Origin of the sequence: Bacteroides sp. AR29, from assembly GCF_900217715.1 — a bacterium.
In the GTDB taxonomy this organism is placed as follows: Bacteria; Bacteroidota; Bacteroidia; order Bacteroidales; family Bacteroidaceae; genus Bacteroides; species Bacteroides uniformis.
Genome location: NZ_OBMS01000010.1, coordinates 57,655 through 69,098 on the forward strand (window position 1 = coordinate 57,655; position 11,444 = coordinate 69,098).

Consider the following 11,444-nt stretch of genomic DNA (forward strand, 5'->3'; position numbering starts at 1 on the left):
ACTTTTCCATCCCCAATATACTTTCTCCGGAGTACAAAGAACCATTTCTTTCTAAAAACGTTCTCAAGGAAGAACAACCTAAAGCTTAACAGATAATGAAAAAATTAGTAGTATTTGCAGTACTTGCCGCAATCGTGGCAAGCTGCGCCGATGACAATCCGCCCCAGATAGAAAAAAGCAGTGAGTTGGTATCACCACGACTTTTGATGGACGTGTCCACAGAAAGCGGACAAAGCCCGCTGACCGGCATACTGACCATCATGCCCTGCAAGGCGGGCACCTCTATTTATTATGGAAACTACATAAACCGGAAGCTGACACCTTTTTACGGTTACTACCAAGTTAAAGACGGAGCTTTCTATAACGATGGCGTCAATCGAGAGTTATCCTTACCCGCAGGTCTCTATAACATGATTTATTGGGGAACCCCTAAATACGAGGAGCCGATTTATGCACATCCTCTCATGAGGGACCCGGTCTACATCTTAGGCGAAGACATGTCCCGGCAACACTTCTCCCTATTCAAAATGGAAGCGGACACAACCTATTATCCGGTATTCGACCTGGTACACGCCGTCCAGCCTGCCAACATTGGAAGTGAGGACCTGAAAGCATCCCTCAAACGGGTAGTGACCGGACTGAAAGTAATCATCAAGGACAAGAACAACGGCATCCTCAGTTCGAGCATCGACAGCATGGTGGTGCGCATCACCAATATTGCTGGAGAACTGAATTTCTACACCGCCGCTCCTCAAGGAAGCCCACGCACAGTAGCCTTCCCTCTGGTCCGTTCCGTCGACGGTACACAAATGAGCAACGCCACCGTCATGCTCTTCCCTTCTTTCGGGAAACCGGAATTCCAGATGAGCATCATACTGAAAAATGGAAACGTGAAAAGTTTCAAGCAAACATTGAACGGACCTTTGGAAGCAAACTCCAAACTGACCCTGACCCTCACTCTGGGAGACATCTTTTCCGAAGAATCATCCGGAGAATTCACCCTTGACAACTGGAACGAGGAAAGCCAGACAATCGATGTCCCTTCATTGGATTGAGCTTGCAGCATCAAGGAAAGATAGAACGGTGCGCGTCCATCTTATAAAAAGGCAACGTGAACCAGAAAGTGGAGCCCTTGCTCAACTGTGACTCCACCCCTATCTCTCCTTTCAGTTCCTTCACAATGTTTTGCGAAATGGCCAGTCCCAGTCCGGTACCTTGCTTAAAGGAATCCAGCTTCACAAAGCGGTTAAAAATCCCCTGCGCATTCTCAGATGATATCCCCGTCCCGGTATCGGTGACATAAAAACGGATATAGCTATTTTCGGGCATTCCGTAACCAATGGTAATGCTACCGGCAGCAGTAAACTTCAGCGCATTACTGATGAAGTTATTGAATACCTGAGTAATTCTGCGCTGATCGGTATACAGCAGCAAACCGGGCAATGGCGTAACCGTGACCAGACGCACGTCTTTATTGGTCAGCCTGATACTTGTAGCCTGCTCTATCTCGGACACCATTTTATTGATATCCACGTTAGCATAGACATACTCCAATGTACCGGCTTCTATCTTCGACAAATCCAGAATGTCATTGATGAGCTGCAACAGCAGTTCATTATTCCGCTCTATAATATCGAGATACTCCACCCGTTCTTCCTCAGACACTTCCGTGGCCAAAATACTCGAAAAACCAACTATTGCATTGAGCGGAGTACGTATCTCATGACTCATATTGGCCAGGAAAGCCGATTTTATCCGGTTGGACTCCTCAGCCTCCTCTTTGGCCAGACGTAGCTTGCGCTCCATGATTTTCAAATCAGTAATGTCCCAAGCAGTATAAACAATCCACTTGCGACCATCAGAAAGCTTTATAAAATTATTGTTCTGGAAGGTAAACCGCTCCTCGTTCTTCTTGGTAAAAAAACGTCGTATACCTTCTTGTGGAATCCCCGTCTTGACCAACTCTTCATCCTCCTTCCTAATTAAAGCCGCAGCCTCTGGCATTGTTTCAAAATCCGTCTTGCCTATAGCCTCTCTGGCCGAACATTCAAAGAGTTCCTCTGCCTTTTTATTCCAAAAAGTATAGCGCATCCCATCATTCACATCCTTCACTTTTGCCGCAATGGGAAGATTATCAAGAATGCCTTCCAACAGTTGCAGATACCTCTCCCGGTCCCTTTCCCTCAATTTCTTCATCCGCCTCTGCATGAAGAAAAAGAAGAGGCACAGCACCAATGTACCTAAAAGAATGGAAATATAGACCATCTCTCTTTGAACAAACCCGTCGGGAATATCAAGCCTTTCCTGCAAGGTGAAAGCAGTATCGAAAAGTTCGGGGCTTTCAGCCATTTTGTCAGCTAATGCCGGATGAACAAAGATTATACAAAAAGAGAAGAATATCGTCAGTAACCGAATACTTCCGAGAGGTAAAAAAAGAGGAACATGTTTTGTCATAATTGGCAAACATTTAATAATTAAATAGTTAGATAAGATTCCAGCTACTGCAAATTTAGAAAAAAATAAATGCGAAAACAGTATCTACGAAATAAATTTGCATTTTACACCCATTATTTTGTATTTAATGCCGAGAAGAGAATATTTTGAGAATAACCCAATACAAAAGGATGATACAGCACAATCAGCTAATGCCTATATGAGCTTATCAGGAAGGAATCGTCGCTTTTCAAAACATGAGATTAAAACCTTTTTTACGTCCCGTATTGTATTTCTCAATCTCTGACGCAAATGATTTTTTCAGCTGCGCTGCCATAAAGTCCAAGAAAGGCTGACTGTTCTCATCTTCTTGCGACTGCCGCAAAGAAAGAATATAGTCGCCCCTATCTTCTTTAAAGATTTTCGTCGGAAAAAGATGATGGCAGAACTGGATATAGTTCATCAACAAACGAGCCGTTCTCCCATTGCCATCTACCCACGGATGAACGGTTACCAAATTGAGATGAGCATTGAAACTCAATTCATATCGTTCCCGAAATGTTTCCATATTCTTTTGCTTTTCTCTCAATATAGAACAAAGTTCTTCTACTTTAGCGGGAACTTTAGGATAGCTCATATAAGAACACCCGCCCACCCCAGCAGTAACGCCGCACAAACGAAATTCACCTTTAGAAGAATCAAAAGAACCGCCCATTACATTATATACACTCCCAGTAGTACGCATTAGAGCAGCATTCAATTTTTGTAAGAAAACAGGCGTAATTTCCGCATTTTGTGCACTTTCTTCTTTGGCGAGTTCGTATGCCTTCTTCAAATCCTCATTCATCAGATGATAGACCAACGGCTTTCCTTTAGCTGTTATCCCCTCATCAAAAAGCAACTGGGTATCCAATTCGGTAAGTGTAGAGCCCTCAATAGCAGTAGAATGGGTAATAAGCGAATAGAGGTAGTACTTTTCATAGTCTACCGACTGACTGATACCAAGCCTCACAAATTCTTGATTCAGTACTTCTATCTCTTGCCAGATATCTGTTCCCATGAGCAAAGGGCATAAAAGATAAGTATAAAAAGAAAGCGGGAAAAGCATTAAAACTTTCCCCGCTTCTTTATTTCGTACCCAGACCCGGGGTCGAACCGGGATGGAAGTGAATCCACTGGTGTTTGAGACCAGCGCGTCTACCGATTCCGCCATCTGGGCATGTTTGACTTCTCAAATGCGGTGCAAAGATACAGCTTTTTTCTAAACCTGCAATACTTTTCCTAAAAAAAGGCGAAAAAAACGATAAAACCTGCTTGAATCATTCCTTGTTTGTAAAATATGCAGTACATTAGCAGAAACTTTTAAAATCAATAGCATGGTAACCAATAAGGATAATTTCTGTGTAATTATGGGCGGAGGAATCGGCAGCCGTTTCTGGCCATTCAGCCGCAAGACACTTCCAAAACAGTTTCTGGATTTCTTCGGTACAGGACGTTCCTTGCTGCAGCAAACCTTCGACCGCTTCAAGCAGGTAATCCCCATGGAAAATATACTTATCGTAACAAATGACTTGTATGCCGACCTTGTAAAAGAACAGCTTCCCGAACTTAAACCCGAACAGATTCTACTGGAGCCGACACGCAGGAATACAGCCCCCTGCATTGCGTGGGCTTCCTATCATATCCGCGCCTTGAATCCGAACGCCAATATAGTGGTAGCTCCTTCGGACCACTTAATCCTGAAGGAAGGCGAATTTCTGGCAGCTATCGAAAAAGGGCTGGACTTCGTTTCCCAATCGGACAATCTGCTGACACTCGGCATCAAGCCCAACCGTCCGGAAACCGGATATGGCTATATACAAATAGCCGAAGCCGCCGGTGATAATTTCTACAAGGTAAAAACCTTCACTGAAAAGCCCGAACTGGAACTGGCAAAAGTATTCGTGGAAAGTGGAGAATTCTATTGGAACTCTGGTCTGTTCATGTGGAACGTAAATACCATCATCAAGGCAAACGAAGCCCTGCTGCCCGAGCTGACTTCCAAACTGGCCCCCGGCAAAGATGTGTATGGAACAGTCCAAGAGAAACAATTCATTGATGAGAACTTCCCTGCTTGCCCCAATGTCTCCATAGACTTCGGCATCATGGAAAAGGCAGACAATGTATATGTGTCATTAGGCGATTTCGGCTGGTCTGATTTAGGAACCTGGGGGTCTTTGTATGATTTGTCTCCCAAAGATGAAGCAGGCAATGTAGCCTTAAAATGTAAATCCCTCATCTATAATAGCAAAGACAATATCGTGGTGCTGCCCGACAACAAACTTGCAGTTATCGACGGTTTGGAAGGTTATCTCATAGCCGAGTCGGACAATGTATTACTGATTTGCAAGAAAGATGAAGAACATACCATCCGCAAATATGTGAATGATGCCCAGATAAAACTGGGAGAGGAATACATTTAAATTAAAAATTAAAGGATAGGTGCCGAAGGCAAAAAAATAGCGGGAGCTGGATGAAGTCCAACTCCCGCTTCCGTTTATTTAGGGGAGGAAAATAAACCGATTAAAGCACTGCACGGATAGCTTCTGCCACAGCCTTGAATTCTTCGTCCGTCAGTTTCAGTTTGGGATTGGAGAAAAGCATATCTTTTTCGTTCTGCATAGGAATCAAATGTATGTGCGCATGAGGCACTTCCAGCCCCAATACCGCTTCTCCTACCTTTCTACACGGAAAGGCCTTGCCGATGGCAAGCGCCACTCTCTTGGCGAAAACATGCATCGCCGCCAAATCCTCATCGTTCAAATCGAAGATATAATCCACTTCCTGCTTGGGAATGACCAATGTATGACCTTTTACCAACGGATTGATGTCAAGGAACGCAAAGAATCTGTCATCCTCCGCCACCTTGTAGCAAGGTATTTCACCTGCGATAATTCTACTGAATATTGTTGCCATAGCTATAAATTATAAAATAAGGCAAGCCCGTATGCGGACCTGCCTTCCTTTAAAAGGATATGTTCACTACTTCCAGGTTAATCATGCCCTGCGGAACTTTAATTTCTGCGATGTCACCTACTTTCTTGCCAAGCAGACCTTGTGCAATCGGAGTATTGACGGAAATCTTTCCTTCCTTCAGATTGGCTTCACTTTCGGAAACGATAGTATAAACCATCTTCATGCCATTCTTCACGTTCTTAAGCTCTACCTTATTGAGAATCTGTACAGAATCGGTTTTCAACTTCGACTCATCAATAATCTTAGCGTCGGCAATGGTCAGCTTCAAGTTGTTAATTTTCATCTCAAGCATACCTTGAGCTTCCTTGGCAGCGTCATACTCTGCATTTTCCGACAAATCACCTTTGTCACGCGCTTCGGCAATGGCAGCCGATATTTTGGGACGTTCCACCGTCTCCAGGTGTTTCAATTCGGCCATCAATTTCTTGTAGCCGTCTTCTGACATATAAGCCATACTTTTTCCTCCTTAAATGTTATGTTAGTTTTTAATGGTACTATAAACAAAAAAGAATTCCAACATGGTCAGCATGCTGGAACCCTCTTTCCGATTTTCCTTTGCAAAGATAGCCTTTTATACAATGCGTGTCAAGCATAAAAGGCTGCTTTGTAACATATTTAAACGAAAACTTCTTATTTATAACATGTTACAGCAATGCTTTCACTGCCGCCTCCAGGTCTTTAATGCTCTCTCCACGGGCACTCAACTCATTGTTCTTGTTGACCAGGAACACAGAAGGCACATTCTTCACATTATAAGAAGCCGCTATAGACGAATAAATTCCATTGCCGTCGCGCACACAAATCCAAGGTAGATTGTCGGCAGTTGTTTTCCAATAGTGCTCGTCTGCATCCAGAGAAACCTGATAGATTTCCAATCCCTGGGCGGCATACTTGTCGTACAAGTCGCGCAACATATAATTATGTGTAGCAGAAACGGCACTCTGATAAACAGTGAAGTCCACAATAACAGCCTTGCCCTTCAGTTCGCTCAACTTACGTGTATTGCCCTTCATGTCACGCAGGTTAATGTCGATGATGCCGGTTTCGGAAATTGCCTCTTCGGGGATTTCCACCACCTTCTGCTGCGGAGTACGGGTATTCTTCATTCCCTTTATCACAATATTGTAGAGGTTCTTGGAGCGGTCGGCATCCGGATAATAATTGTTTAGGCTGGTTGCCACGGCTGCAAAACACTTAATGTCTTCCTTATTGTTCAGAGGGTCGAAAATCAAATAATTATTCAACTTCTGGAACAAGGCGAAATAGGCAGCAGCCGTATTGGGAGCGGCAAAAATATAGCTGATTTTCACTTCATCCTTATAGTTCTTCAATAAAGAGGCAAGGCTGTCCTCAAAAACATCGGCACCTATCTTATGTGCCTGCACCGACTGCAGCAATGCATTCACATTATCCTGAAGCTTCATCTGCTTCAGCGTCAAGTCCTTTATCTTCGAGCTATTCGGAGAACCTTCCACTGTATAGGCAGTGGCGAAATCGGTATAAGGTGCCTTTACCAAAACCGTTTCCGTCGAATCTACCGAGAAATTAATAACCTTGTCGTCTACCCGCAGACGGTAAAATTCCGGAGACACCGGACGTACCTGCTTGAAGTGGAAAGAGCCATCCCCTTCCAGCTTTACAGAATCCAAAGGAACAATACCTTCCAATGCCGAGGCTTCCAAATAAAGCATCTTGCCGTCGGCACCAGACACTTCACCCTCTACTTTGAATTTCGGTTCGGAATTACATGCACCCAATGCTATTGCAGCAAGTGCCATAAAAAAGATTTTCTTCATATCGTATCTTCAGTTTTGTTTTGCAAACGTGCCTGCAAATATACTTCTTTTCAAGTTCAGTCAAAGCATTTTCCCTCGTTCTTCCATATAGAAAACTGCAAAAAACAACTAAATACAAACTTTTTATCTCATTCCCACCATTTTACATGAATAAATTATGTATCTTTGCACGAATTTTGAAAGAAAATTAGATATAAAACATTTTTTATGATTAACCCAATTGTTAAGACGATCGAGCTTCCTGATGGCAGAACCATCACGCTCGAAACGGGAAAGCTGGCAAAACAGGCAGACGGTTCTGTAATGCTTCGTATGGGCAACACCATGCTTTTAGCTACTGTTTGTGCCGCCAAGGACGCAGTTCCCGGAACAGATTTCATGCCATTACAGGTAGAGTACAAAGAAAAATTCTCCGCATTCGGACGTTTCCCCGGCGGTTTCACAAAGCGCGAAGGACGCGCTTCTGACTACGAAATCCTCACTTGCCGCCTCGTTGACCGTGCTCTCCGCCCCTTATTCCCTGATAATTTCCATGCAGAGGTATACGTAAACATCATTCTTTTCTCAGCAGACGGCGTAGATATGCCCGACGCTCTGGCCGGACTCGCAGCTTCTGCCGCACTTGCAGTTTCAGATATCCCCTTCAACGGACCTATTTCCGAAGTACGCGTAGCACGCATCAACGGACAATTCGTCATCAACCCTACCTTCGAACAACTAGAACAAGCCGATATGGACTTGATGGTGGGCGCCACTTATGAAAACATCATGATGGTGGAAGGCGAAATGGACGAGGTTTCCGAGCAGGACTTGCTGGAAGCGATGAAGGCCGCACACGAAGCCATTAAGATTCAGTGCAAGGCACAGATGGAACTGGCAGAAGAAGTAGGCTCTACCGTGAAACGCGAATATTGCCACGAAGTGAACGACGAAGAACTCCGTAAGGCCGTTCACGACGCTTGCTACGACAAGGCTTATGCCATTGCCGCTTCCGGAAACAAGAACAAGCACGAACGCATGGATGCTTTCGATGCCATCCGCGAAGAATTCAAGGCACAGTTCTCCGAAGAAGAACTGGAAGAAAAGGCAGCCCTCATCGACCGTTACTATCACGATGTGGAAAAAGAGGCGATGCGCCGTTCCATTCTGGACGAAGGCAAGCGCCTTGACGGACGTAAGACGACCGAAATCCGTCCTATCTGGTGTGAGACCAGCTACCTGCCCGGCCCTCACGGTTCCGCTATCTTTACACGTGGCGAAACACAGTCTTTGTCTACTGTGACTTTAGGCACCAAGTTGGACGAGAAGATTATCGACGACGTATTGGAACACGGAAAAGAACGTTTCCTTCTGCACTACAACTTCCCTCCGTTCTCTACGGGCGAAGCCAAGGCACAGCGCGGTGTAGGCCGTCGTGAAATCGGCCACGGCCATCTGGCATGGCGTGCATTGAAGGGTCAGATTCCTGCAAACTATCCGTATGTAGTACGCGTGGTATCCGATATCCTCGAATCAAACGGTTCTTCTTCCATGGCTACCGTATGTGCCGGAACTCTGGCATTGATGGATGCAGGTGTGAAAATCAAGAAACCGGTATCAGGTATCGCCATGGGATTGATTAAGAATGCAGGCGAAGACAAATATGCCGTATTGTCCGATATCCTCGGTGATGAGGACCACTTGGGCGACATGGACTTCAAGGTGACCGGAACAAAAGACGGTATCACCGCCACTCAGATGGACATCAAAGTGGACGGTCTGTCATACGAAATCCTCGAAAAGGCATTGCTGCAGGCTAAAGAAGGCCGCGAATATATCTTGGGCAAAATCACCGAGTGCATTGCCGAGCCTCGCGAAGACCTGAAACCTCACGCTCCGCGTATCGAGACAATGACCATTCCCAAGGAATTCATCGGTGCTGTCATCGGCCCTGGTGGAAAGATTATCCAAGGTATGCAGGAAGAAACCGGTGCTACCATTACTATTGAAGAAGTGGACAACATCGGTAGAATCGAAATCGCCGGTACCAACAAGAAGAGCATCGATGATGCTATGCGTATCATCAAAGGGATTGTAGCTGTCCCCGAAGTAGGCGAAGTCTACAAAGGCAAGGTACGCTCCATTATGCCTTACGGTGCATTCGTTGAATTCCTGCCGGGTAAGGACGGCTTGCTCCATATCTCCGAAATCGACTGGAAACGTCTGGAAACAGTAGAAGAAGCCGGTATCAAGGAAGGTGATGAAATTGACGTAAAACTTCTCGACATCGACCCGAAGACCGGAAAATTTAAGCTGTCACGCAAAGTATTGCTTCCGAGACCGGAAAGACAAGAAAGACCGGAAAAGAAATAAGAAATCTCTTATTCTTTAAGTATATAAAGCCTGGTGGAACCCCATCAGGCTTTCTTTTTGTCAATACTGCCAGAAATGGCTCTGAAAAAACAAGGCATAATGCTTGCATATTCCAAAAAGATTATGTTTTTTTGCTATGTAAAGCCTTATATTCCATAAAGAACCTCAATTAATGTCCGGTTTAAGGAGCCTACATACTATGAATCTTTTCTCACGCTTTTTCCAGGAAAACCAAGAAAAGTTTTTGGCTTTTGCTTATTCTTATCTCAGGGATAAAGCAGAAGCGGAAGACGTTGTGATGGAATCCATGATTGCCTTATGGGAAAACCGAGACCGCTGGGAAGAAAACAGTAACCTGCATGCCCTGCTGCTGACCATCATAAAGAACAAAGCCCTGCACGTACTCGAGCACAAGCAGGTGCGTCTGCGAGCGGAAGAAACCATCAGCAGCCACAACCTGCGCGAACTGGACTTACGCATCTCCACCTTGAAAGCCTGCGAACCGGACCAGATATTCAACACGGAAATACAGCATATCGTAAATAAGACCTTACAGGAAATGCCCGAGCAAAGCCGGAAGATATTCATGTTGAGCCGATACCAGAACCTGGCAAACAAGCAGATTGCCGATAGTCTGGACATATCACTTAAAACCGTAGAGGCACACATCACCAAAGTGCTGCGGATTCTCCGGCTGAGACTGAAAGATTATCTTGTTACCATACTCATAATATTAATATCCTAAAAAATGCTTCTACGGAATAGGGTTACCGCCCACTTTCCGGTTATATATACAAAAGGTAAAAAGAGCACGTTTTAGAAAAGAAATAAATTATTGACAATGAACCAAGAGCTATTATATAAATATTTCAAAGGTATTACTTCCGTTGAAGAAGAAAAGATGATACTCGACTGGATAGACGCCTCGGATGAAAACCGGGACATCTTCCTGAAAGAGCGCATGATATACGACATTTCCTTGTTCTCGGACAAGCAGGGAAACAATGAAAAGAAAACGGTGCACATCATGCCGATGCTCCGCTGGGCGGCCCGTATAGCCGCCGTCACCATTGTCGCCATTGCCGGTTATTTCATCACCTCCGACTTTTTATATAACAAGGAGGTGCAGTTGCAAACAGTCACTGTGCCTGCCGGACAACGGGCCCAAATTATCCTCGCCGATGGAACACGCGTATGGCTGAACTCCAAGTCCACCATGAAATATGCCGCCAACTTCGGACGCAACGAACGAAATGTGGAATTGGACGGAGAGGCCTACTTTGAAGTAGCCAAAAACAAGAATATCCCATTCTATGTACATACAGAAACGAACAAGGTAAAAGTTGTAGGAACGAGTTTCAACGTCTGTGCCTACAGTGGGAGCCATGAGTTCGGAACCACATTGGTGGAAGGTATCGTCGATATCTATCCGGCCAACAGCAGCCAGATAATCACCAGGTTGCAGAAAGACGAGGTATTTCTCAATGAAAACGGAAAATGTAGAAAGGCCGTCCTTCCTTCCTATGAATATCTACGCTGGAAAGAGGGACTATACTGTTTTGACGACGCTCCATTCAGCGGTATCCTCGGTAGACTGGAGAAATACTATAATGTAAAGATAACCGTTGCCAGTCCTCAACTGCTGAACTACGGCAGCTTTACCGGCAAGTTCAGAGAGCAGGACGGCATCGAACATATACTGCGGACCATCTCGAAAGACCATCCTTTCAAGTTCCGCATCAACGAAGAAAAGGATTCAATTGTTATATATGAGTAAGAAAAAAAGATCGGAAAGTACCCCCATACTTTCCGATCCGAAACAGTCAAAAATCGACCTTAATCAATTTA

Annotated in this window: 10 protein-coding genes and 1 tRNA gene; 5 read left to right on the plus strand and 6 right to left on the minus strand. The window is 44.8% G+C overall.

Annotated features, from left to right (window positions below):
* Positions 1-95: 95 nt before the first annotated feature.
* Complete coding sequence (locus CSD97_RS08460; protein WP_005833650.1) at positions 96-1,055, plus strand: FimB/Mfa2 family fimbrial subunit; 960 nt, start codon at positions 96-98, stop codon at positions 1,053-1,055.
* 10 nt (positions 1,056-1,065) lie between these two features.
* Here CSD97_RS08460 and CSD97_RS08465 read toward each other — a convergent pair whose 3' ends face one another.
* The 3 genes from CSD97_RS08465 to CSD97_RS08475 form a co-directional block, all read right to left on the minus strand.
* Positions 1,066-2,349 carry a PAS domain-containing protein gene (locus CSD97_RS08465; protein WP_120136858.1) on the minus strand — a complete coding sequence of 428 codons (1,284 nt, stop codon included), beginning with the start codon at positions 2,347-2,349 and terminating at the stop codon, positions 1,066-1,068.
* 334 nt (positions 2,350-2,683) lie between these two features.
* A complete protein-coding gene (locus CSD97_RS08470) occupies positions 2,684-3,493 on the minus strand; it encodes a Fic family protein (RefSeq protein ID WP_098032296.1) in 810 nt (269 codons plus the stop codon).
* 75 nt (positions 3,494-3,568) lie between these two features.
* Positions 3,569-3,652, minus strand: a tRNA-Leu gene (locus CSD97_RS08475).
* A 157-nt stretch (positions 3,653-3,809) separates the two neighbouring features.
* Between CSD97_RS08475 and CSD97_RS08480 the strand changes: the two genes are divergently transcribed.
* Positions 3,810-4,895, plus strand: a complete 1,086-nt coding sequence (locus tag CSD97_RS08480; RefSeq protein WP_005824399.1) for a mannose-1-phosphate guanylyltransferase — start codon at positions 3,810-3,812, stop codon at positions 4,893-4,895.
* 100 nt (positions 4,896-4,995) lie between these two features.
* Here the strand turns inward: CSD97_RS08480 and CSD97_RS08485 are convergent, their stop codons facing one another.
* The 3 genes from CSD97_RS08485 to CSD97_RS08495 form a co-directional block, all read right to left on the minus strand.
* Entirely contained in the window at positions 4,996-5,388 is a 393-nt protein-coding gene (locus CSD97_RS08485) for an HIT family protein (RefSeq protein ID WP_005824396.1), read from the minus strand.
* 49 nt (positions 5,389-5,437) lie between these two features.
* Positions 5,438-5,902, minus strand: a complete 465-nt coding sequence (gene greA / locus CSD97_RS08490; protein ID WP_005824394.1) for a transcription elongation factor GreA — start codon at positions 5,900-5,902, stop codon at positions 5,438-5,440.
* Positions 5,903-6,092: 190 nt separating this feature from the next.
* Positions 6,093-7,244, minus strand: a complete 1,152-nt coding sequence (locus CSD97_RS08495; protein ID WP_005824390.1) for a thioredoxin-like domain-containing protein — start codon at positions 7,242-7,244, stop codon at positions 6,093-6,095.
* Positions 7,245-7,451: 207 nt separating this feature from the next.
* On the opposite strand from CSD97_RS08495, the gene pnp reads away from it, so the two are divergent.
* From pnp to CSD97_RS08510, 3 genes are all read left to right on the plus strand, one after another.
* A complete protein-coding gene (gene pnp / locus CSD97_RS08500; RefSeq protein WP_005824386.1) occupies positions 7,452-9,596 on the plus strand; it encodes a polyribonucleotide nucleotidyltransferase in 2,145 nt (714 codons plus the stop codon).
* Positions 9,597-9,768: 172 nt separating this feature from the next.
* Entirely contained in the window at positions 9,769-10,341 is a 573-nt protein-coding gene (locus CSD97_RS08505) for an RNA polymerase sigma-70 factor (protein WP_005833682.1), read from the plus strand.
* A gap of 96 nt (positions 10,342-10,437) precedes the next feature.
* Entirely contained in the window at positions 10,438-11,373 is a 936-nt protein-coding gene (locus tag CSD97_RS08510) for a FecR family protein (RefSeq protein WP_005824380.1), read from the plus strand.
* Positions 11,374-11,444: the final 71 nt, after the last annotated feature.

What these genes read in the sequence shown, in the direction of transcription:
- CSD97_RS08460 (WP_005833650.1), top strand. Translation starts at nt 96, where the DNA reads ATGAAAAAATTAGTAGTATTTGCAGTACTTGCCGCAATCGTGGCAAGC.
- CSD97_RS08465 (WP_120136858.1), bottom strand. Translation starts at nt 2,349, where the DNA reads ATGGCTGAAAGCCCCGAACTTTTCGATACTGCTTTCACCTTGCAGGAA.
- CSD97_RS08470 (WP_098032296.1), bottom strand. Translation starts at nt 3,493, where the DNA reads ATGGGAACAGATATCTGGCAAGAGATAGAAGTACTGAATCAAGAATTT.
- CSD97_RS08480 (WP_005824399.1), top strand. Translation starts at nt 3,810, where the DNA reads ATGGTAACCAATAAGGATAATTTCTGTGTAATTATGGGCGGAGGAATC.
- CSD97_RS08485 (WP_005824396.1), bottom strand. Translation starts at nt 5,388, where the DNA reads ATGGCAACAATATTCAGTAGAATTATCGCAGGTGAAATACCTTGCTAC.
- greA (WP_005824394.1), bottom strand. Translation starts at nt 5,902, where the DNA reads ATGGCTTATATGTCAGAAGACGGCTACAAGAAATTGATGGCCGAATTG.
- CSD97_RS08495 (WP_005824390.1), bottom strand. Translation starts at nt 7,244, where the DNA reads ATGAAGAAAATCTTTTTTATGGCACTTGCTGCAATAGCATTGGGTGCA.
- pnp (WP_005824386.1), top strand. Translation starts at nt 7,452, where the DNA reads ATGATTAACCCAATTGTTAAGACGATCGAGCTTCCTGATGGCAGAACC.
- CSD97_RS08505 (WP_005833682.1), top strand. Translation starts at nt 9,769, where the DNA reads ATGTCCGGTTTAAGGAGCCTACATACTATGAATCTTTTCTCACGCTTT.
- CSD97_RS08510 (WP_005824380.1), top strand. Translation starts at nt 10,438, where the DNA reads ATGAACCAAGAGCTATTATATAAATATTTCAAAGGTATTACTTCCGTT.